This is a genomic window from Delftia sp. WSY_22 (assembly GCF_043104185.1).
Taxonomy (GTDB): Bacteria; Pseudomonadota; Gammaproteobacteria; order Burkholderiales; family Burkholderiaceae_C; genus Comamonas; species Comamonas tsuruhatensis.
This window is the reverse complement of record NZ_JBICKN010000018.1, coordinates 401,825-421,450: the sequence shown is the minus strand read 5'-3', so window position 1 is coordinate 421,450 and position 19,626 is coordinate 401,825. Positions and strand designations below refer to the sequence as shown.

The 19,626-nt window shown below is 66.4% G+C and carries 21 protein-coding genes; 7 read left to right on the top strand and 14 right to left on the bottom strand.

Translation table 11 applies throughout. From position 1 onward, the window contains the following. Positions 1–10: 10 nt before the first annotated feature. The gene (locus ACF8NF_RS11750) at positions 11–865 is read right to left on the bottom strand and encodes an amidohydrolase (protein ID WP_034366747.1); all 855 of its coding nucleotides are present in this window, start codon (positions 863–865) and stop codon (positions 11–13) included. Between the two features lie 133 nt (positions 866–998). Here ACF8NF_RS11750 and ACF8NF_RS11745 point away from each other — a divergent pair, with 133 nt between their 5' ends. After that, a complete protein-coding gene (locus ACF8NF_RS11745) occupies positions 999–1,892 on the top strand; it encodes a LysR family transcriptional regulator (RefSeq protein WP_016446401.1) in 894 nt (297 codons plus the stop codon). 43 nt (positions 1,893–1,935) lie between these two features. Here the strand turns inward: ACF8NF_RS11745 and ACF8NF_RS11740 are convergent, their stop codons facing one another. Together ACF8NF_RS11740 and ACF8NF_RS11735 are read right to left on the bottom strand one after the other, a co-directional pair. Then, positions 1,936–2,574 (bottom strand): LysE family translocator, encoded by a 639-nt coding sequence (locus ACF8NF_RS11740; protein ID WP_016451462.1) that lies wholly within the window; start codon positions 2,572–2,574, stop codon positions 1,936–1,938. Then, positions 2,571–3,941 carry an MFS transporter gene (locus ACF8NF_RS11735; protein ID WP_392450630.1) on the bottom strand — a complete coding sequence of 457 codons (1,371 nt, stop codon included), beginning with the start codon at positions 3,939–3,941 and terminating at the stop codon, positions 2,571–2,573. Before ACF8NF_RS11735 ends, ACF8NF_RS11740 begins: the two co-directional genes overlap by 4 nt. Before the next feature lie 89 nt (positions 3,942–4,030). Between ACF8NF_RS11735 and ACF8NF_RS11730 the strand changes: the two genes are divergently transcribed. Continuing rightward, complete coding sequence (locus tag ACF8NF_RS11730) at positions 4,031–4,966, top strand: LysR substrate-binding domain-containing protein (RefSeq protein WP_016446398.1); 936 nt, start codon at positions 4,031–4,033, stop codon at positions 4,964–4,966. Positions 4,967–4,968: 2 nt separating this feature from the next. Here the strand turns inward: ACF8NF_RS11730 and ACF8NF_RS11725 are convergent, their stop codons facing one another. From ACF8NF_RS11725 to ACF8NF_RS11705, 5 genes are all read right to left on the bottom strand, one after another. Beyond that, entirely contained in the window at positions 4,969–5,343 is a 375-nt protein-coding gene (locus tag ACF8NF_RS11725; RefSeq protein WP_392450629.1) for a c-type cytochrome, read from the bottom strand. Positions 5,344–5,463: 120 nt separating this feature from the next. After that, positions 5,464–5,871 (bottom strand): PRC-barrel domain-containing protein, encoded by a 408-nt coding sequence (locus ACF8NF_RS11720; protein WP_016446396.1) that lies wholly within the window; start codon positions 5,869–5,871, stop codon positions 5,464–5,466. Positions 5,872–6,048: 177 nt separating this feature from the next. Then, entirely contained in the window at positions 6,049–7,833 is a 1,785-nt protein-coding gene (locus ACF8NF_RS11715) for a putative bifunctional diguanylate cyclase/phosphodiesterase (protein ID WP_392450628.1), read from the bottom strand. 60 nt (positions 7,834–7,893) lie between these two features. Then, positions 7,894–8,367, bottom strand: coding sequence for a BLUF domain-containing protein (locus ACF8NF_RS11710; RefSeq protein WP_223275322.1), 474 nt, complete (start codon positions 8,365–8,367; stop codon positions 7,894–7,896). Between the two features lie 149 nt (positions 8,368–8,516). After that, positions 8,517–9,419, bottom strand: coding sequence for a LysR family transcriptional regulator (locus tag ACF8NF_RS11705; RefSeq protein WP_046238351.1), 903 nt, complete (start codon positions 9,417–9,419; stop codon positions 8,517–8,519). A gap of 128 nt (positions 9,420–9,547) precedes the next feature. Between ACF8NF_RS11705 and ACF8NF_RS11700 the strand changes: the two genes are divergently transcribed. Further along, positions 9,548–11,026 carry an MFS transporter gene (locus ACF8NF_RS11700; protein ID WP_392450627.1) on the top strand — a complete coding sequence of 493 codons (1,479 nt, stop codon included), beginning with the start codon at positions 9,548–9,550 and terminating at the stop codon, positions 11,024–11,026. Here the strand turns inward: ACF8NF_RS11700 and ACF8NF_RS11695 are convergent. Beyond that, positions 11,007–12,389, bottom strand: coding sequence for a PLP-dependent aminotransferase family protein (locus ACF8NF_RS11695; protein ID WP_016446391.1), 1,383 nt, complete (start codon positions 12,387–12,389; stop codon positions 11,007–11,009). The two genes, ACF8NF_RS11700 and ACF8NF_RS11695, sit on opposite strands and share 20 nt — an antisense overlap. A 174-nt stretch (positions 12,390–12,563) precedes the next feature. Between ACF8NF_RS11695 and ACF8NF_RS11690 the strand changes: the two genes are divergently transcribed. Continuing rightward, entirely contained in the window at positions 12,564–12,800 is a 237-nt protein-coding gene (locus ACF8NF_RS11690; protein WP_016446390.1) for a hypothetical protein, read from the top strand. A 19-nt stretch (positions 12,801–12,819) separates the two neighbouring features. Here the strand turns inward: ACF8NF_RS11690 and ACF8NF_RS11685 are convergent, their stop codons facing one another. The 4 genes from ACF8NF_RS11685 to ACF8NF_RS11670 form a co-directional block, all read right to left on the bottom strand. Then, positions 12,820–13,620 (bottom strand): amino acid ABC transporter permease, encoded by an 801-nt coding sequence (locus ACF8NF_RS11685; RefSeq protein ID WP_016446389.1) that lies wholly within the window; start codon positions 13,618–13,620, stop codon positions 12,820–12,822. Further along, positions 13,617–14,279: an amino acid ABC transporter permease gene (locus ACF8NF_RS11680; protein ID WP_034348097.1), complete on the bottom strand. Its 663-nt coding sequence runs from the start codon at positions 14,277–14,279 to the stop codon at positions 13,617–13,619. The genes ACF8NF_RS11685 and ACF8NF_RS11680 overlap by 4 nt, the downstream gene beginning before the upstream one ends. A gap of 3 nt (positions 14,280–14,282) precedes the next feature. After that, complete coding sequence (locus tag ACF8NF_RS11675; RefSeq protein WP_016446387.1) at positions 14,283–15,185, bottom strand: glutamate ABC transporter substrate-binding protein; 903 nt, start codon at positions 15,183–15,185, stop codon at positions 14,283–14,285. A 98-nt stretch (positions 15,186–15,283) separates the two neighbouring features. Beyond that, a complete protein-coding gene (locus ACF8NF_RS11670) occupies positions 15,284–16,594 on the bottom strand; it encodes a flavin-dependent oxidoreductase (RefSeq protein ID WP_016446386.1) in 1,311 nt (436 codons plus the stop codon). 70 nt (positions 16,595–16,664) lie between these two features. On the opposite strand from ACF8NF_RS11670, the gene ACF8NF_RS11665 reads away from it, so the two are divergent. From ACF8NF_RS11665 to ACF8NF_RS11655, 3 genes are all read left to right on the top strand, one after another. Further along, complete coding sequence (locus tag ACF8NF_RS11665) at positions 16,665–17,270, top strand: TetR/AcrR family transcriptional regulator (protein ID WP_392450626.1); 606 nt, start codon at positions 16,665–16,667, stop codon at positions 17,268–17,270. Positions 17,271–17,343: 73 nt separating this feature from the next. Then, the gene (locus ACF8NF_RS11660) at positions 17,344–18,345 is read left to right on the top strand and encodes an NADP-dependent oxidoreductase (RefSeq protein ID WP_392450625.1); all 1,002 of its coding nucleotides are present in this window, start codon (positions 17,344–17,346) and stop codon (positions 18,343–18,345) included. 30 nt (positions 18,346–18,375) lie between these two features. Further along, positions 18,376–19,080 carry an SDR family oxidoreductase gene (locus tag ACF8NF_RS11655; protein WP_016446383.1) on the top strand — a complete coding sequence of 235 codons (705 nt, stop codon included), beginning with the start codon at positions 18,376–18,378 and terminating at the stop codon, positions 19,078–19,080. A 34-nt stretch (positions 19,081–19,114) separates the two neighbouring features. Here the strand turns inward: ACF8NF_RS11655 and ACF8NF_RS11650 are convergent, their stop codons facing one another. Further along, on the bottom strand, positions 19,115–19,414 hold the full coding sequence (locus ACF8NF_RS11650; RefSeq protein WP_392450624.1) for a hypothetical protein: 300 nt from the start codon (positions 19,412–19,414) through the stop codon (positions 19,115–19,117). Positions 19,415–19,626 lie beyond the last annotated feature (212 nt).

Genomic DNA, 19,626 nt, shown 5'->3' with positions numbered 1-19,626 from the left:
TGTGCGGTCCTCAGAACCGGTACAGCCGCTGCGGGTTGTCCACCAGCAGGGCCTGCCGCAGCGCTGGCGTGGGCGCGATGTCGGCCAGCGCATCGACCAGCAGGCCGTCGTCGGGCACGTGCGTGTGGTTGGGGTGGGGCCAGTCCGTGCCCCACAGGCATTGCGTGGGAAAGCGCTCCACCAGCAGGCGCGCCAGCGGCTTGCCCTGGGCATAGGGCGGCTGGCTGTCGATGCGGTCCACGCCGCTGACCTTGACGTGGAACTGCGGCTGGTCGGCCAGCAGCTGCATCAGCGCCTGGAAATCTGCATGCCCTGCGCCCAGGCGCGCATCCACGCGCCCCATGTGGTCGATCACCACGGGCACGGCACTGGCCTGCAACTGCCGGCCCACCGTATGCACCAGGCTGCTTTCGAAATGCACCTGCAGATGCAGGCCGGCCGCGGCCAGGCGCGGGGTCAGTGCCAGAACGTCTTCAATGCAGGCGCCGGCCAGGTGCCGCATGAAGTTGAAGCGCACGCCCCGGAACCCCGCACCCGCCAGCCGCGCCAGCTCGCCATCGGACACATCGGCGGCCACCAGCGCCACGCCCAGGTAGTTGCCGCCACCGGCGGCAATCGCGTCCTGCACCGCACTGTTGTCCAGGCCGTGGCAGGCGGACTGCACGATCACGCAGCGCGACACGCCCAGGTGGCGGTGCAGTGCAAACAGCGTGTGCTTGCCCGCGTCCGCCGGGGTGAAGCTGCGCCCGGCCGCATAGGGAAACTGGGTGCCGGGACCGAACACATGCACATGGGTATCGCAGGCGCCCGCAGGCAGCTGCAGCGCGGGCTTGGAGGGGGACAGGGCGTAGGTGAGTTCAGGCATGGGGCTTTGCAACAAGGCAGCGACAGCGAAGGCTTGTGGCGATTGTGGGCGGGCTTGCCGCGAATGAGGCATAGACTTGGCTGATACCTGCTATCAGCCAAAAGCATGCTGAAAGCCCTTGCCAAGGAGAACCATGGACCTGACGCGCCTGAGCTATTTCGCTGCGGTGGCCGAGGCCGGCAGCTTCAGCCGCGCCGCCGCCGCCCTGCATTTGTCGCAACCGGCCCTCAGCCGACAGGTGCTGTTGCTGGAGGGGGAGCTGGGACAGCGGCTGCTGGAGCGCACCGGGCGCGGCGTGGTGCTGACCGAGCCGGGCCAGGCGCTGCTGCAGCATGCGGCCGGCATCTTTGCGCTGGCCGCGCAGGCCGAATCGGACATGCAGGACCGGCTGCGCAGCCCGCGCGGGCGCATCAGCATCGGCCTGCCGCCCTGGGTGGCGCGCTCCATCGCCGCAGACCTGGTGCAGGGCTTTTTGCAGCAGTACCCCGACGTCACCATCTCCATCGAGGAGAACCTGAGCATCAGCCTGCGCGAATGGCTGATCGCCGGGCGCGTGGACATGGCCCTGCTGTTCGATCCCCCGCACTCGCCGCAGATCACCACGGAGACCCTGCTGCGCGAGCCACTGGTGCTGGTCAGCAGGCATGCGCTGCCCGCCAAGGTCCGCATGGCGGCGCTGTCCCAGCGCAAGCTCGTCATGGCGCGCGGCCCCAACGCGCTGCGCAAGCTGCTGGAGAGCTACACCGTGCCGCGCGGCGTGCCGCTGCACATGCTGGCCGAGGTCGATTCCGTGCACACCGTGCTCTCGCTGGTGGCCCGGGGCATGGGCGACTCCGTGCTGCCGCTGAGCGCCATCCAGGGCACGGCCTCGCCTTCGCAGCTGTCGATCGCGCAGATCATCTCGCCCGTCGTGCGCAACCGCCTGGTGCTGGCCATTCCGCGCGCACGCCCGTCCACCCGCGTCACGCGCTTTGCAGAGCAGCTGATCAAGCGGGTGGTGAGCGAGCGGCTGGGCTTGCCGGGTTGATCCGACAGCTGTTGAACGGCCAGTGCGAAGCCCTGGCCCGCACTCAGCCCAGCTTGTGCCGCGTCCTGAGCAATCCCAGGCCCAGCGCGATGAAGGTGCCGCCCACGATGCGGTTGAACAGCCTGGCGTGCGCCAGCACGTGGCCCTTGATCATGGAGATCAGCAGCACATAGCAGGCGTGCGAGATCAGGGCGCACACCGCGAACGTGGTGGTCAGCACCAGGTACTGCGTGAGCAGCGGCTCGCCCGGGATGACGAATTGCGGGAACAGCGCGGAGAAGAACAGGATGGCCTTGGGATTGGTCAGCGACACGCCCAGGCCCTGCGCCACCAGCTGCCAGTTACCGCGTTCACGCCGGTGGGCAGGCGCCAGGCCGGCGTCGCTGCCCAGCAGCGCGTCCTTGCTGCGCCAGCGCTTGACGCCCAGCCAGATCAGGTACATGGCGCCTGCCACCTTCATGACCAGAAATGCGTGGGCCGACATGCTGAGAATGGTGCCCATGCCGATCATGGCCAGCCCGGAGACCACGAAGATGCCCACCGAGCTGCCCAGCGAACTCAGGGCCGTTCGCCTGGCGCCCACGTCCACCGAGTTGGAGATGGCCAGCAGCACTGCCGGGCCGGGGGTGAAGCACATCAGCAGCGAGACGCCGCAGAAAACAAGCCAGTGGGCGATGGTCATGGTCGGTGCGAGGAGGCCGTGGGAAGACAGCCGGTATTCTCGTTCAATAACGCCCCCTGCGTGGCCCCGGGGTTGCCGGCCGCCCCGGCCCGTGCAAACAGATGCATGGCCCAGCCCGCGCAGGCCGCCGCGCAGGCCCAGACCAGCCCCCAGCCCTGGGCCGACAGCAAGTGCGGAACGGCCAGCGGCACCAGGAAGCACACCGCGAACACCGAGGTATTGGCCATGCCCAGCGCCGTGCCCGCGCGGGCCGCGCCGGCCAGCCCGGCCAACTGCGTGTAGGCAACGCCGTGCCAGGCGGACACGCAGATACCGCACACGCCCAGCATCACCATCAGCACCAGGCCCATGGCGGGCGACACTGCCGATGCGCCCGGATGGCTGCTCCAGCTCAGGGCCGCCATGCCCGCGAACAACGCCAGGGTGAGCTGGCAGCAGGCGCGCAGAAAGGCCGGGCGGTTCTGGCGCCTGTCAGTCCAGCGGCCGCTGCAGATGCGCAGGGCCATGGAGGCGAGCTGCACGACCGACATGACGGCCGCCGCCACGCCCAGCCCCAGGTGGGCATGGTCATGCAGAAACACCGTTCCGAACGAGAGCACGGCGAACTGCGGGGCGCACAGGATGCCGATGCCGGCGGCCATGCGCCAGGCTTGCCGATCGCGCAGGGGCCCTGGCGCGGATGGCCCGGCCCGGCCTGGCGCAGCGGCCTTGCCTGAGGCCGGTGCATGCGATGGCTCCTGAATCCACAGCGCTGCAAACACCGCCGCCGCCAGGCACAGCGCCGCCAGCACGCCATAGACGGCGGCAAAGCCTGCATGCGTGGCCAGGCCGGTCAGCAAGGGGGCGCCAATGGCGCCGCCCAAGGGCACGGCGGTCTGGCGGATGCTCATGGCCAGGCCGCGCTCGCCTTCGGCAAACCAGCCCATGACGGCCCGGCCACTGGCACCGTTGACGCTGCCGCCCAGCAGGCCCACCAGCACCAGCCCGCCGGCCAGCAGGCCGAACGAAGGGATATGGTCCGGCGATGGCGAGGCCCAGAGCGCCATCGCCGCCAGGGCCAAGGCCGTGCCGCACAGGCCCAGCAGCAGCACCGGCCGGTCGCCCCAGCGGTCCGTCAGCAGGCCCCAGGGCAGTTCGCTGAGCGCAATGCCCAGGCCCATCAGCCCCAGCGCCAGGCCCAGCGTCTGCGTGTCCAGCTGGTAGCCCGAACGCATGAGGATGGCCGTCATGGGGATGCCGCTGAAAGCCACGGAAAACGCGGCGTTGGCGATGACGCCAGCGGCCAGCACCTTCCATCGGTGGCGGGGCGGGTGGGGGGAAGCCAAGGGGCTGGGATTGGCGCTGCGGCCGGCAGGAGAAGAGGTCATGGCCGGCAGTATGGTCAGCCCCAACCATCCTGAAAATCAAATAATTTCGTATCTATAATCCAGTTTTTTAGCACGATGAAGGCTTGGCAATGACACGTGTGCTCTATGACCTGGATGTGCTGCGCACGTTTTGCACCGGCGTCGAACTGGGCAGTTTTGCCCGCGCCGCGGACAAGCTCGGCCGCTCCACCTCGGCCGTCAGCGCCCAGCTCAAGAAGCTGGAATCCCAATGCGGCACGCCCTTGCTGCGCAAGTCCGGCCGGGGGCTGGTGCTGACGGAGGCCGGAGAAACCCTGCGCGGCTACGCGCTGCGCCTGCTCGAACTCAACGACCGCGCCGTGGCGGCCGTGCGCGGCAGCGAACTGCGGGGCCTGGTGCGCCTGGGCCTGCAGGAGGACCTGGGCGAAAGCGTGCTGCCCCATGTGCTGGGGCAGTTCGCGCGCGCCCATCCCCATGTGCGCATCGAAGCCAGCGTGGCCCGCAGCGATGAACTGCGCGAGCGCATCGCCCTCGGGCAATTCGACCTGGCCCTGCTATGGGATGCGGGCGTGAACCACGCGTGCGTGCATGGGGAGCACATCATGCGGCTGCCGCTCCAGTGGATTGGCCCGGCATCCATGGACGCGGCCGACGCCGGCTGGGCACGCTGGCGCAGTGGTGCAGCGCAGGACGACGACGTGCTGCCCCTGGCCATGCTCGATGCGCCTTGCCCCTTGCGGGACATCGTGACGGCTGCGCTGGACAAGAAGGGCATGGCCTGGCGCCATGCCTTCAACAGTGCCAGCCTGTCCGCCGTCTGGGCCGCCACGGCTGCAGGCCTGGGCCTGTCCGTGCGCACGCCGTTCGGCCTGCCCGCGCACGTCAAGCCGCTGGATGCGCAGGCCCTGGGCCTGCCGGCCCTGCCGTCCATGGATCTGATCCTGGGCCGTGCCACGCTCGATGCGCCGGCGCCCGTGGACCGGCTGGCCAGCATCCTGGTCGATGCGGTGCGCGAGCATATGCGCGCGCAGAAACTCGATATATAGGGCTACTTCTTCGCAACCAGGCCACTGAAGTATTCATTGAGGTCGCGGAAATCCTTCACGGTCCAGGCATGGGGCGGCACCTTCACCCCGTTTTCCCGCAAGGTCCTGGGAATCAGGTCGCCATTGGGGCGAAGAATGACGGACGAGACGATCACGCCCGGATAGTCATGGAGCCTTTTTCTGAACGCGGCGGTCGCCAGGTCGGGGGTGGGTGGATTGCTCTTGTTGGCCAGCGGGCCCGTACCCTTGGCGTCTGCCCCGTGGCACATGGCGCATCTGGACAGGTAGAGCTGCTTTCCATTGCTGTTGTCTGCAAGGCAGGGCAATGCCTGAATGCACAGCGATATTTCCAAGGATACGGCGACGATTGTTTTCATTGACTCGCGGATATTTTTTGGTATGAATCTGATCCGCCGCGATCATATGGTCCTGCACGGCCGCCCACGAAAAAGCCCTGCAACGCAGGGCTTGTCAAAGAAGCAGGGCGCGCGCCCGGCTTACTTCTTGGCGTACTCGAATTTGGGCAGCGCCTTCAGCGCGTCCTTGGTGGCGCCGGGCAGCGTGATCTTGTTGTTTTCCACGCGGAACTGGTTCACCGGAATGGCCACGTCATGCTTGCCCATGCCCAGGAAGCCGCCGGCGCCGACGATGGCGTAGGAGACCGCCTTGTCGGGTGCGACGATCACGTCGTCGATCTTGCCCACGGCCTTGCCTTCCTCGTTGTAGACGCTCTTGCCCAGCACGGACTTCTTCAGGCTCCAGCCCGTGGCCACGGCCTGGACTTCGGTGGCCGCCACGCCCAAGGTGGTGGTGCCCGCCACGGGCTGTGCCCAGCTGGTCGAGGCCGTGGCTGCGATCAGCGCGGTTGCGATCAAACCCATCTTCAGCGTCTTGAGACCTGTCATAGAGAACTCCTGGAAAACAAAATTTGAAGCCCTCATTAGGAGCGCAGCCCGGCAGCGGCGAGATCGGAAAACCAAGCAAAGCCATGTCAGCCGATCCAGCGCCACGGTGAGGAGACTGCCTACAGTCGTCCCGCCAATTGCCTGCGCCTGCGCCCGGCATGCCATGGGCAAGGCCCTTCATTTCCCCTGTGCGTATCGATTGCGCTCTTCGACGAACTTCCTGATTTCCGATGCCTCCATGGGCCTGCTGAAATAGTAGCCCTGTATCTCATCGAACCCCAGCGAAACCAGCAGATCGAAGACTTCGGCGCTGTCAACGCCTTCTGCCACAAGGCGGTAGCCAAGGTCCGAGGCCATGGTCATGATGGATTTGAGCACGGCCAGCGCCCGTTCATTGGTATCGACGTCGCAGACCATGGAGCGGTCTATCTTCAATATCTCGGCAGGCAGATTCTTGAGTGACGCAAGATTGGAGTAGGCGGCACCAAAATCATCCAGTGCGACCTGGATTCCGAGTTTTCTGATGTGCTGAAGCGCCTGGACCGTGCCATGGCCTGTCAGCACATCGCTTTCGGTGCACTCGATCACGATATTTTCCAGGGCAACGCCATATTGACTGCACATGGCGTTGAGGTAGTCCGGAAAATCGACCTCGTCCAGATTGCGCGGCGAGACATTGATGGAGACCTGGAGGTCGAGACTTTCCGCTTTCCAGGCCGCAACCTGCGCCAGCGCCGTTTTGATCACGAACCGCGTCAGGCCATGGATCAACGGCGTGGCTTCCACCAGGGGGATGAATTCGCTGGGCGGGATTTCCCCCATTTCCGGGTGCTTCCAGCGGATGAGCGCCTCCAGCCCCTTGCAGCTGAAACTGCGGTTGTCGAATTTGGGCTGGTACACCAGCCGCAGCTGCCCCTTGTCCAGCGCATGCCCAAAGTCCCGCAATAGCCGATAGGATCTTCGCTGGCGGCTGTCCTCGTTCTCCTCATAGCGGTGAAGTGACCGATGGTCGTGGCCAGCCTGCTGCACGGACACCATGGCCTTGCGAATGACATCATCGACCTCGGCCTGGGCCAGGCGGAACCGCACCACGCCTGCCCGGGGCTGAAGTTCGAACCGGAGATCGGCACTGGTGATGGGCTTTTGCAGGTGTTTCAGCAATTGCCTGACCAGGGCCTCTTCATCTTCTTGCCTGCCTGCGCTGATGATCCATGCAAACCTGGCCAAGCCCACGTGGTACACGGTTGCGCGCGGTCCCGTCATGTCCGTGACGGCCTTCGCAATGTCACGCAGGAGCTGCTCGACATAATTCAAGCCCAGCGCATTGCTCATTTCCAGCAGGCTGCAATGGTTGATCGCTTCCATCAATACCAGGCTGCGTGCCTCCTGCGGGGCCACAATGCAAAGGCTGTTCAGGTCGGACTGGAGCTGCGAGCGATTTTGCAAGCCCGTGACCTCGTCTACTTTTCCAATGCTGTGATGGTATTGGATCTGAGCCTGCACTATCGCAGCCATGGCGGCCAGTTGCCGGCCTTGCTCTTCAGAGAAGGTTCTGGGTCGGGTATCGATGATGCACAGGCTGCCGATGGCATGGCCGGATTTCATGATCAGGGGAACGCCGGCATAGAACCTGATGTTCGGTTGGCCGGTTACCAGCGCATTGCCTGAGAACCTGCGGTCAAGGTGCGTGTCAGGAATCACCATGATTCCTTCGTTTCTGATGGTGTGGTCGCAGAAGGCGTCCGTGCGCAGGCTGCCGTCCATGTCCACACCTACGGGCGCCTTGAACCATTGCCTGTGCTCGTCCAGAACCGTGATGATGGCAATCGGCACCATGAACATCTGGCTGGTCAGCTGGGTGATGCGCTGAAATTCCCGTCTGGCGGTCATGTCCAGGATTTCAGCGGTCTGAAGTCCGAGCAGTTGCTCTTTCTCGGATTCGGTAGTCCAACGGGTGAGCATCGATTTCCTGCCTCAGTGAACCCACATCATGAAAATCCCGCTCCGCTTTGGCCCAAGGAATTACTGAACATCCAGCAGCGGCAACAGCTCCTGCAATTTGGCCAGCGCACCAGGGCCTTCAAGCTTGGAAATCGTGCCCAGATGTTCTGTATCTTCCACAATCACATAGGCCATGGACCACTTGGCGAAACGCCTTTGATCAATGCGCGTTTGCGGGAACATCGGCGTGAAGTTGATATGTCTTTCGTCGCGCGAGATCGACTCCACCAGCAAACCCAATTGCCGTGCCGGCCCTTCGACATACTGAAAGAAACGTTCCCCGTCGAAAACCAGCATGCCCGTGATCCCGGCCGACCCGTTGAACGAGCGTGCGGTCTTGATGATGCCCGCGATGCAGGTGGTGTCGGCCCCTGGTGCCAACTGACTGTGATAGAGGAAGCACTCCAGAGAACTCTCCTGCATAACCTCGCGCCTTTCTGTGTTGTAGGCCGGCGATGGTATGGCCTGCGCAGGACGGTCCACGTAGGTGTGCAACCCGTTGTTGCATATGTAACCATCCCGGCCTCCAGCGCCTGCTGCATCTGGCGCTGGTCAGCCTTGGTCTGCAGATGGGCTGGCCCATCTGCATGGGTATCTGCATGGGTGCATGGGTGCGGCGATGGCAGCCCGCTGGCTGCGGGCGCTCATGGCGAATCAGCCTTTGCGCAAATCTCCCGTACGCACCCGCGCAGCCAGCGGTGCGCAGGATCGGCATGCAGCCTGGGATGCCAGAGCAATGAAACCGTGATCTGCGGCATGGAGACCGGAAGGGGGAAGCTGTGCATTTGCGCGCGCAGGTTGCCGGTGTGCCGTTCGGGAACGCTGGCGATCAGGTCGCTGGCGCGGGCCAGGGCCAGCGCGCTGGAAAAGCCGCCGACGGTCGCAACGATCTGCCGCTGCAGTCCGAGCGCATTCAAGGCTTCATCAATGGGCCCCTTTTCCTGCCCCCGCCGGGACACCAGGATATGCCTGCCGCTCGCATAGCGCGCGGGTGTGATCTCGCCCTGGCTCAGCGGATGGCCCTGGCGCACGACGCCGATGAAACGGTCTCGGAACAGCGCCTGCGCGCGCACCTCCGGACCTATCGTGCTTGCGACAACGCCGGTCTCCAGGTCGACCGTCCCGTCGCGAAGCGGGCCGCTGTCCTTGTTGGTCTTTTGCACGAAGCAAAGCCGTACGCCGGGCGCTTGCTGGCCCACGCGGGCAATGAGGTCCGGTCCGAAATTCTCCACGAAGCCTTCGCTGGTGCGCAGCGTGAACGTGCGCACCAGTTGTCCGAGGTCGGGCTGCCCGGCAGGGCGCAGAACAGCTTCCGTGTCCTGCACCAGCTGGCTGACCCGCTCGCGCAGCTCAAGCGCTCGCGGTGTGGGAACGAGACCCCGCCCGGCCCTGACCAGCAGCGGATCGCCGGTGGTCTCACGCAGCCGCGCCAGCGCCCGGCTCATTGCCGAAGGGCTCAGCCGCAACCGCTGGGCTGCGCGCGCAACGTTTCCCTCCGCAAGGAGCACATCCAGGGTGACAAGCAGGTTGAGATCGGGCTTCGGCATGGATTGACCGTAGCACAGCGGGTAGCGACATGGCGTCAAACGCATGAATAAAGTGAGAGCAGTGCGCCTTCCGCCATGCCAGGCACGGCACTAGGCTCCTGAGAACTTGAATATGGGAGTCGCCAAAGATGAAGTCCACGTCGAAACCGATCGGTGCCGGAACAGGTGGGGCAGGGGCCGGCGGTGCGCAACAGGGGCCGCCGGTCCGGTGGGTGCTGGCCAGCCTTTCGCTGTCCATGCTGCTGTCCTCGCTGGGCACCAGCATCGCCAACGTGGGATTGCCCACCTTCGCGCAGGCGTTCAACGCGTCCTTCCAGCAGGTCCAGTGGATCGTCCTGGCCTATCTGCTGGCCATCACCGCCCTGACCGTCAGCGCCGGCCGGCTTGGCGATGTCCTGGGCCGTCGACGGCTGCTGCTGGCCGGCATCGTCCTGTTCACGCTGGCCTCGGTCCTTTGCGGCCTGGCTCCCACTCTCTGGCTGCTGATTGCCGCCCGGGCGGTGCAGGGCCTGGGCGCGGCCATCATGATGGCCCTCTCCATGGCGCTGGTTGCCGAGACGGTTCCGAAGGCAAGGACCGGTAGCGCGATGGGCCTGCTCGGAACGATGTCCGCGATGGGCACCACCCTCGGTCCAGCACTCGGCGGATATCTGATCGCCGGACCCGGCTGGCGGGCCATCTTCCTCATCAACCTGCCGCTGGGCGTCCTGACATTCCTTCTCGCGCATCGATACCTGCCCGTGCATCGCCAAGGGGCGCAGGCGGATCGGGCGCGCTTCGACCACCTGGGCACCTTGCTGCTCGCTCTGACGCTTGTGGCCTATGCACTCGCCATGACGCTGGGGCGCGCAAGCTTCGGTTCGCTCAACGGGGCTTTGCTGTCGGCTGCGGCCTTCGGCGTCGTGCTCTTCGCGAGGGCCCAGGCGGCAGCCGCATCGCCATTGATCCGATTGGAGCGGTTCCGCGATCCGGGCTTCAGCGCGAGCCTGGCCATGAATGCGCTCGTCTCGACGGTGATGATGGCGACGCTGGTGGTCGGGCCGTTCTATCTGTCTCGCGGGCTCGGGCTTGACGAAACCACGGTCGGGCTCGTGATGTCGGTGGGCCCGTTCATCGCCATCCTGAGCGGTGTCCCGGCCGGCCGTGTCGTCGATCGCCTGGGCGCTGCCCCCATGGTCATCGCCGGACTCATCGCCATGGCGGCGGGCGCATTCGCCCTGTCCGTGCTTGCGGCGATGTTCGGTGTTGCGGGCTACGTTGCCGCCATCGCCGTCCTGACCCCTGGCTACCAGCTGTTCCAGGCCGCCAACAACACGGCCGTCATGGCCGATGTCGCTGCGGACCAGCGTGGCGTGATGTCGGGCATGCTCGGGCTGTCGCGCAACCTTGGGCTCGTCACCGGCGCATCCGTGATGGGGATGGTGTTCGCGTTCGCGTCAGGGACGGCCGACATCGCCGCGGCGCATCCCGGGGCCATTGCCCACGCGATGCGGATCACGTTCGCAGTCGCGGCAGTGCTGGTCGTGGCTGCGCTCGCGATTGCGATTGCGGCTGCGGCCGCAAGCCGCGCTCCCGCGACCGGCGCGGCTACACCACGGCAGCGCTGAACGACTCCGGCAGCCGTGCAAGCAGATGGGACAGCCGTTGAAGACCGGCGTGCAGGCGTCCACGGTCCTTGATGCTGCCCAGGGAGATGCGGATGGCATTCACGGATTCGCTGCCGGTGGCGAATGCCTGCGCGGGCGTGACGGCGATGCCCTCGCTGTCGGCGGCACGTGCCAGCTGGGCGCTAGTCCAGTACCCCGGCAGCTCCAGCCATACATGCAGGCCGTCCCCGGCGCCGCTGTACCGCCCCGCCAGGATGTCCCTGGCCATCCGGTGGCGCAGGCGCGCCTCCTTGCGCACGCCGTCCATCAATTGCCCGGCCGAACCATCGAGGATCCACTGCGTGGCCAGCGCGGCCGTCACGGGGGTGGCCATCAGCGCAAAGGACCTGAGCGCCACCAGGAAGCGCTGGCGTTCATGCGGGTCGCGCATGAGCACGAAGGCCACGCGCAGGCCGGGCGTCAGGCATTTGGACAGGGTCGAGATGTAGTACACCTGCTGCGGGGCGAATGCGGCAATGGGCGGCGGCGGGGCGTCGGCCAGCAGCCAGTAGGGGTCGTCCTCGACGATGCGCACCTGGCAGCGCCTGGCCACGCTGGCCAGCTGCTTGCGCCGGCCTTCCGACATGGTGATGGCGGTCGGGTTCTGCAGTGTCGGATTGAGGTAGACCAGCGCCGGCCTGTGCTCGCGGCAGGCCTGCTCCAGCATCTCCGGCACCATCCCCTGCCTGTCCGCCTGCACCGCCAGGATGCGCCGGCCGAACTGGGCCGCTGCGGCACGCAGGCCGGGATAGCTGGCGGGCTCCGCCAGGATCACGTCGCCCGGCGCGGTCAGCGCAAGAATCAGGGCGGCGATCGCCGCCTGCGCCCCGGGGCAGACAACGATCTGCCGGTCATCCAGACTCCCAAACATCGGCTCCAGCCATTGGGCTGCGGCCTTGCGGTCGGAGTCGCTGCCCCCGCCCAGGTGGTAGGTCATCAGCAGCTGGGCATCGGCCCTCATCAATACCTGCGACAAGCCCTGTTTGAGCATGTCGTCGAAGTCAACGCCCTCGGGCGGCGGCGGGGTGTTCATGCTCAGGTCGAGCACCGAGCTCCATTCGACCTTCGGCGCCGCGACATAGGTGCCTCGCGCGCCGCGTCCCTCCAGCAGGTGGCGCCGCCGGGCCTCGTCGTAGGCGCGGGTGATGGTCGTCAGGTCCACATCCAGCTGCGCTGCCAGCAGGCGCTGCGGAGGCAGGCGGTCACCCGGTTTCAGCGATCCGTCCGCCACCGCTGCCTGCAAGGCATCCGCAATCTGCAGAAAACGGGGGCCGCGCTGCACGGCCAGGCGCGGCAGCCAGCTTGGCAAAGAGTCATCTTGCATGGTTTTCAGCAGCGATGTTGGGGTCCATGTATGGAAATTGCTTTTGGGTAGTATGCGCCACAAGGTGTGGCAGCACCGTGCTTGCATGGCCGTTGCTGACGCTCTGCCTCTCATGTCCGGGAGGGGGGCTCCCCACCGTGGACAGTGCCAAGTCATTGGCTGGAAGTTCTCAAAATGATCGATTGGATCCCCGTAGTCTTCGTCACGTTCAAGGCGCTCGTATTCGGCACGGCTATGTTCTTCGCCATCAAGTGGCATTACGACCAAGGCAAGAAGAAGGGGGCGGACAGGCGCGAGCTGCTCATTGCGGGCGGCAAGATCGCTGCCGTCTTCACGCTGCTGCTGCTGTGCGTGCTGGCCTTCACCTTCGGCCTTGCCAGGATGCTCGGCATGGATCTGAGCCTTCCCTGAGGGCAGGCACTGGCGGGCCTCAGTGCACGGGCCGGTTCAGCCGCCTGCTCGCCCTGGATATCGCGTAGTTCACAAGGCAGTAGAGCACCGCCACCACCAGGTACACGGGCACCAGCGCGTGGTAGTTGGCAATGAGCACCTTGGCGTTCTGCATGAGCTCGCCATAGGTGACGATGTAGCCGAAGGTGGTGTCCTTGACCACGATGACCAGTTGCGCGACCAGCGCCGGCACGATGAAGCGCACCGCCTGGGGGAAGACGACGAGCCGGAAGACCTGTACCTCGGTCAGTCCCAGGCTTCGCGCGGCATCGGTCTGGCCGCGGGGCACGGCAAGCACGCCCGCGCGGTAGACCTCGGCCACCACGGCGGCGGTGCTCAGGCCTATGGGCAGGGTCAGCATCCAGTAGGTGCTCAGCTTGATGCCGGCGGCGGGCAGCACCAGAAAGCAGACATAGATCAGCAGCAGCGTGGGCGTGCCGCGCAGGAATTCGATGACGGCGACGCTGGGCCAGCGCACGATGCGGGGCCGCGCCAGGCGCCCCGCCAGCAGCACCAGCCCCAGGGCCAGCGCAATCACGGCGGCCATGGCCGACGATGCCAGCGTGCCGAGCAGGCCCTTGGCCAGAAAGGCCCAGGTGGTGGGCCAGGCGAAGAATTCCCAGAACCGGGCCTCGAGCTGGCCTGCCGAATGAAAGCGCAGCGCGATGCCCGCGGCCAGCGCCAGCAGCAGGGCCGCCGCGATCAGGCTGGCCACCTGCGTGACCCGCCGGGCCTGCGGGCTGGGTGCGCCAAACAGAATGTCTTCCAGAGAACGGCTCATCGCAGTATCCGCAGCTTCTTTTCCAGGATGGCGCCCGCCCAGGCGATCAGCAATCCGGTGGCCACGTACATCGCGGCGGCCACGGCGAAGGCGGCCATGCCGGCAGCGGAGTCGTTGGCGATCTTGGACACGAGCGAGGTGAGTTCCCGGCCCGCCAGCGGCACCTGGGATGCCAGCGAGGTGGACAGCATCAGCGCAATGAGCAGCGACGTCATCGGCTGCACCACCGAGCGCAGCGCCTGCGGCAGCACCACGGCCGAGATGATCTGCATGGGCCGCATGCCCAGGCTGAGCGCGGCCTCGATCTGGCTGCCGGCAATGGTGTTGATGCCCGCGCGCAGATAGTCCGCCGTGAACGCGGAACACACCAGCGCCAGGGCCAGGACCACGCTGGGCTCATAGTCGATCACGACGTTGAGATCGGGCAGCGCGAACACGATGAAGATCAGCAGCGCCACGCTGGGGATGTTGCGGAAGATCTCGACGTAGGCGGTCAGCACGAAGCGCAGCGGCGGCAGCGGAAGCAACCTGAGCACCGTGACGACCACGCCCAGCAGGAAGCCGGGCAGGAACGAGAACGCGGTGAGCTTCCAGGTCAGCAAGAGGGCCTGCCAGAAGGCAGGCCCGTGGTCGGCGAGGAGCCGGGAGACGTCACCCATCGCTCAGGGCAGGGCGGGCGGCGTGGGAACGGCCGTGCTGCCGGTGCGCTGGCCGATGGAGATGGTCCACAGCTTGGCCCAGGTGCCGTCGGCTTCGATTTTCTTCAGGAAGGCGTTGATGAAGGCCACGCCGTCCGAGCCCTTGGGCAGGCCGATGCCATAGGAATCCTGCGTGCCGAAGGGCGCGCCCGCCAGCCGCGCGTCGCCGGTGCCCAGGCTCAGGGTGTTGAGCAGCAGGGTGTAGTCGGTCACATAGGCGTCCACGCGGCCCTGGCGCAGGGAGTCCAGCGCTTCCTGGTGCGTCTGGAACTCCTGCACGACCGCCTTGGGCGCGTGCTGCGCCAGGATGGCAGGCCCCGTGGAGCCGGCCTGCGTGGCGACCTTCTTGCCGCCCAGATCGCTGTACGACTGCACGGTCTTGTTGCTTGCCTTGACCAGCACCCCGGCCTGCGAGGTGTAGTAGGGGCCGGCAAACGAGATCTTCTCGGCACGGGCAGGGGTGATGGAGTAGGTGGCAATCACCATGTCCGCCTGGTTGTTGATCAGCACCTGCTCGCGCGTGGACGAGGTGACCTGCGCGAACTGGTACTTGGAGGCATCGCCCAGGATGTAGCGCGTGAGCAGTTGGGCCAGGCCTGCGTCGAAGCCGCGGATCTTGCCGTCCTTCTCGTTGAGCAGGGAAAACAGATTGGAGGTCTGGGTGCTGCCCAGGCGCAGCGTGCCGGCCTGCTTGATCTTGCTGGCCCAGGTGCTCGATGCGATGGTCGCGGCGTCGGCGACGGGGCCTTGCGCAATCAGGGCGTCGAACGCCGCTGTGTTCAGGGGCGCGCCCTGCGCAAAGAGCGAACCGCTGCCCACGATCGCCAGTGCCACCACGGTGGATTTCAGAATGGATTGGATCGGCATGGGGTCTTCCTGCTGGGTCTGTGATGTAAATCTGGGGATGGCTGCCAGGGGCAAGGGCCGATTATGGCGACTCGCGGCCCTTGCCGCCGCACAAGGGCTCAGGCCCCGGCCACGCGCTGCCCCGGCGCAATGGTGGGGGGCGCGGCGTTGAGCGTCTCGATCGCAAAGCCGGCAGCGGCCTTGTACCGGGCCATGAAGCCCTCGCGCTCCTCGCGTGGCAGCACCTCGTCGATATGGTCGAAGACGCCGCCGCAGCGCTCGTCCACCAGCCCCAGCAGGCCGAAGGGGCCGGCCCCCCGGTTGCGCAGCACCAGCGCCGAGAGGTCCTTGCACAGCTTGTCGTCATAGGCGCGCAGCGCCTGCGGGCCCACGCCGTGGGCAAGGAACTGCGCACCCAGCACGCGCGCGTCCACGATGGCCTGGCTGGCGCCATTGGAGCCCACCGGGTACATCACATGCGCCGCATCGCCCAGCAAGGCCACGCGGCCGTCCACCCAGGTGGGCACGGGGTCGCGGTCGATCATGGGGTACTCGAAGACATCCGTGGCGCCGCGCAGCATGGCCGGCACGTCCAGCCAGCCGTAGTCCCAGCCGTCGAAGTGGTGGATGAATTCCTCCAGCGCCACGCGCCGGTTCCAGTCGCCCTGCCGCCAGCCGCCCTGGTTGTCCACCGTGATCTCGGCGATCCAGTTGATGGTGGCCAGGCCCGTGACGGGGTCCGGCGGCGTGATGGGATACAGCACCACGCGATGGCGCAGCGAGCCCACGCCCACGAAGGACGCGCCGGTGCGCACCGGCACCCCGGGCGTGGTGCCGCGCCACATGATGGCGCCGCCCCACTGTATGGGCGGCTGCGCGGGGTGCATCTGCGCGCGCACGGCCGAGTGCAGGCCATCGGCCGCCACCAGCAGCGAGCCCTGCACCTCCAGCCGCTGGCCATCGCGGGTGTCGATGAGGGCGGTCACGCCCTCGGCATCCTGCCGGTAGCCCACCACGCGCCGGCCCAGCTGCACGGCGTCGTCGCCCAGGCGCTGCCTGACGGCGTTGAACAGCATCATCTGCAGCTGCCCCCGGTGCACCGCGTACTGCGGCCAGCGGTAGCCGGCCTGCAGCCCGCGCGGCTCGGCATACACCTCGTTGCCGTTGCGCCCGACCAGCGCCCATTCCCGGGCCTGCAGGCCGATGGTGTCCAGCACATCGTTGCCGAAGCCCAGGTCATGCAGTTCCCGCACCGCGTTCGGCTGCAGGTTGATGCCCACGCCCAGCGGCTGCAGCTGCGCCACCGACTCGAACACGATGCAGGGCACGCCGATCTGGTGCAGCGTGAGGGCAGTGGCCATGCCACCGATGCCGCCGCCGGCAATGAGCACGGGGCGGGATGGATTGTGGTGTGAAGCAGCAGCAGACATGCCGGGATTGTCCATGCAATGGCTGCGGGCGGATGTCCCATCTGCGGCGCGTGCATGGCGCAAACAATGTATGATGACCATCATGCGAAACACCAATTCCAGCACCCGGGCTTCCGCCAAGGAGGCCACGCATGAGCGCATCGTCTCCGTGGCGGCGCGTGCCATCCGCCGCAGCGGCTATGGCGGCACCGGGGTGGCTGACATCATGAAGGAGGCGGGCCTGACGCATGGCGCCTTCTACGCCCATTTCGCCTCGCGCGACGCCATGCTGGCGGAAGCTGCGGGCAAGGCCTGCGCCGAGTCCTGTGCCGCTGTCGCCGACGTGGTGGCCAAGGCGCCGCCCGGCATGGCGCTGCATGCCATGCTGGCCGCCTATCTTTCCAAGGAACATGTCCAGCGCGCCGAGGTGGGCTGCCCCCTGGCGGCCCTGGGTTCCGAGACCTCGCGCCAGGCGCCGGAGGTGCGCCGCGTGGCCACGGGCCACATCAAGGAAATGGTCGATCTCATCGCCCGCCAATCACCGGACTGGGGACAGCCCGGTGCCCACGAGCGCGCGCTCGTCACCTTGTCCACCATGGTCGGCAGCCTGCTGCTGGCACGGGCGGTGGACGATCCGGCCCTGTCCGACAGCCTGCGCGAGGCAGCACTCAAGCACCTGGCGCCGGCCAGCCAGTGATGGCGCATGCCCAGTGCATGTGCCTGGATTTTTTTCGTCTTTACATATGATGATCATCATATAAAGGAGAGCCATGAAGGCATTCATTCTGGAAAGCTATGGAGCGAACCGCGCCTTGCAGCTGGCAGACGTACCCGAGCCGCAGCTGCGTGACGACGAAGTCCTGGTCCAGGTCCATGCCGCAGGCGTGAACCAGCTGGACTCCAAGATCAAAGACGGGCAATTCAAGCTCATCCTGCCCTATCGCCTGCCCCTGATCCTGGGCCACGACGTGGCCGGCGTGGTGGTCAAGGCCGGCCCGCGCGTGCGGCAGTTCAAGCCCGGTGACGAGGTCTATGCACGCACGGACGATTTCCGGATCGGCACGTTCGCGGAGTTCGTGCCGGTCAGGGAATCATCGCTGGCGCCCAAGCCCAAGGGGCTCACGATGGAAGAGGCCGCCTCCATTCCCCTGGTGGGCCTGACGGCCTGGCAGGTCCTGGTCGAGACGACACGGCTGGCCAGGGGGCAGAAGGTCTTCATCCAGGCCGGCTCCGGCGGCGTGGGCACGTTCGCCATCCAGCTGGCCCGGCACCTGGGCGCCGCTGTGGCCACCACGACGAGCGCGGCCAACTTCGAGCTGGTCAGGGGCCTGGGCGCGGATGTCGTCATCGACTACCGCACGCAGGACTTCGAGGACGTCCTGCACGACTACGACGTGGTGCTCAACAGCCAGGACGGCAAGACGCTTGGCAAATCCCTGCGCGTGCTCAAGGGCGGCGCGAAGCTGATCTCCATCTCCGGCCCGCCCGATCCCGCATTTGGCAGGGCAATCGCGGCGCCCTTGTTCGTGAAGCTGGTGATGCGGCTGCTCAGCTCCGGCATCAGGCGCCGGGCGCGAAGCCGTGGCATTGACTACTCCTTTCTCTTCATGAAGGCCGACGGCGGCCAGCTGCGCGAGATCACCCGCCTCATCGAGGCGGGCGCCATCCGCCCGGTCGTGGACAAGGTCTTCGCATTCGAGTCCACCAACGAGGCCCTTGCCTATGCCGAAGCCGGCCACGCAAAGGGCAAGGTCGTCATCAAGATCCGTTGAATCTGTTTCCCCCCACCCCTGGAGTGCTCCATGAAAATTGAAAACGCTGTTGTTCTCGTCACCGGTGCCAATCGCGGCATCGGCCTGGCCTTCGCACGCGAGCTGCTTGCCCGTGGCGCCCGCAAGGTCTACGCCGGCGCGCGCGACCCCGCCACCGTCACCCAGCCCGGCGTGCATGCCCTGCAGCTGGACGTGAACCGCCCGCAGGACGTGGCCGCCGCCGCAGCGCAGGCGTCGGACGTCACGCTGGTGATCAACAACGCCGGCATCGCGCAGCCCGGCGGCTTTCTGGCGCCCGACAGCGAAGAGGTCGCCAGGCGCATCTTCGAGACCAACTTCTTCGCCGTGCTGCGCATGAGCCAGGCCTTTGCGCCGGTTCTCAAGGCCAACGGCGGCGGGGCCTTGCTCAATGTGCTGTCGGTGGCCTCCTGGGTCAATGGCGGCGAACTGGCCGCCTACTCGGCCAGCAAGTCGGCCGCCTGGTCGCTCACCAACGCCCTGCGCAGCGAGCTTGCAGGGCAGAAGACACAGGTGCTGGGCCTGCACATGGCCTATGTCGATACCGACCTCACGCGCGGGCTTGACGCACCGAAGTCCAGCCCCGAGGACATCGTCAGCCGCGCGCTGGACGGACTGGAGGCCGGGCTCGATGAAGTGCTGGCCGACGAGCTCACCCAGCAGGTCAAGCGCGGCATGACGGCGGCCCGGCCAAGCTATCTGCCGCAGGGCGCCTGAGCCTGGATGAGCGTCGCAGCCCGTGGCCGGACCATCAACACAGGCCGGGCCATGAAGTGCGCGCCATGGCAGATCCGCAGCCCATGGTCTGGGCCTCGGTGCCGGCGTAGTCGGCCAGCGTGTCGGCGCTGTCGCGGATGCTTTGCAGGGCGCGGGCCACCACGTCCAGGTGGCGATGGCCCTTGGGGGGCTCCAGCCATGCCAGGGCCAACTGGGCGATGGCGGAGATTTCTGCACAGCCTTGCTGCACGAGATTGTCCACCTGGGTGAGGGCGTTGGACAGCTGCCGGGTGCTGTGGCTGTCCGTGGTGGGGGAGGGCTGGGCGGGGTTCATGCCATGTCCCTCCGCAGTTGGCCGGGCACAAAGGCCTGGCATGAGGGAGGGGCTGCGCCAAAAGACGGCGCGCAGGCGAGAGAAACGGCGTTCATTGTTCCGTGCTCCATTGCGGATCGAATCCACAGGCCATCGCATCTGCGTTGACTGATGGATTCGGTGTACCAAGCCTCGCTTTCGGAGAGGCTGTGCCGCTATACGACGGATGTTTT

Coding starts and splice junctions, on each gene's coding strand:
- ACF8NF_RS11750 (WP_034366747.1), bottom strand. CDS start 865: ATGCCTGAACTCACCTACGCCCTGTCCCCCTCCAAGCCCGCGCTGCAG.
- ACF8NF_RS11745 (WP_016446401.1), top strand. CDS start 999: ATGGACCTGACGCGCCTGAGCTATTTCGCTGCGGTGGCCGAGGCCGGC.
- ACF8NF_RS11740 (WP_016451462.1), bottom strand. CDS start 2,574: ATGACCATCGCCCACTGGCTTGTTTTCTGCGGCGTCTCGCTGCTGATG.
- ACF8NF_RS11735 (WP_392450630.1), bottom strand. CDS start 3,941: ATGACCTCTTCTCCTGCCGGCCGCAGCGCCAATCCCAGCCCCTTGGCT.
- ACF8NF_RS11730 (WP_016446398.1), top strand. CDS start 4,031: ATGACACGTGTGCTCTATGACCTGGATGTGCTGCGCACGTTTTGCACC.
- ACF8NF_RS11725 (WP_392450629.1), bottom strand. CDS start 5,343: ATGAAAACAATCGTCGCCGTATCCTTGGAAATATCGCTGTGCATTCAG.
- ACF8NF_RS11720 (WP_016446396.1), bottom strand. CDS start 5,871: ATGACAGGTCTCAAGACGCTGAAGATGGGTTTGATCGCAACCGCGCTG.
- ACF8NF_RS11715 (WP_392450628.1), bottom strand. CDS start 7,833: ATGCTCACCCGTTGGACTACCGAATCCGAGAAAGAGCAACTGCTCGGA.
- ACF8NF_RS11705 (WP_046238351.1), bottom strand. CDS start 9,419: ATGCCGAAGCCCGATCTCAACCTGCTTGTCACCCTGGATGTGCTCCTT.
- ACF8NF_RS11700 (WP_392450627.1), top strand. CDS start 9,548: ATGAAGTCCACGTCGAAACCGATCGGTGCCGGAACAGGTGGGGCAGGG.
- ACF8NF_RS11695 (WP_016446391.1), bottom strand. CDS start 12,389: ATGCAAGATGACTCTTTGCCAAGCTGGCTGCCGCGCCTGGCCGTGCAG.
- ACF8NF_RS11690 (WP_016446390.1), top strand. CDS start 12,564: ATGATCGATTGGATCCCCGTAGTCTTCGTCACGTTCAAGGCGCTCGTA.
- ACF8NF_RS11685 (WP_016446389.1), bottom strand. CDS start 13,620: ATGAGCCGTTCTCTGGAAGACATTCTGTTTGGCGCACCCAGCCCGCAG.
- ACF8NF_RS11680 (WP_034348097.1), bottom strand. CDS start 14,279: ATGGGTGACGTCTCCCGGCTCCTCGCCGACCACGGGCCTGCCTTCTGG.
- ACF8NF_RS11675 (WP_016446387.1), bottom strand. CDS start 15,185: ATGCCGATCCAATCCATTCTGAAATCCACCGTGGTGGCACTGGCGATC.
- ACF8NF_RS11670 (WP_016446386.1), bottom strand. CDS start 16,594: ATGTCTGCTGCTGCTTCACACCACAATCCATCCCGCCCCGTGCTCATT.
- ACF8NF_RS11665 (WP_392450626.1), top strand. CDS start 16,665: ATGATGACCATCATGCGAAACACCAATTCCAGCACCCGGGCTTCCGCC.
- ACF8NF_RS11660 (WP_392450625.1), top strand. CDS start 17,344: ATGAAGGCATTCATTCTGGAAAGCTATGGAGCGAACCGCGCCTTGCAG.
- ACF8NF_RS11655 (WP_016446383.1), top strand. CDS start 18,376: ATGAAAATTGAAAACGCTGTTGTTCTCGTCACCGGTGCCAATCGCGGC.
- ACF8NF_RS11650 (WP_392450624.1), bottom strand. CDS start 19,414: ATGAACCCCGCCCAGCCCTCCCCCACCACGGACAGCCACAGCACCCGG.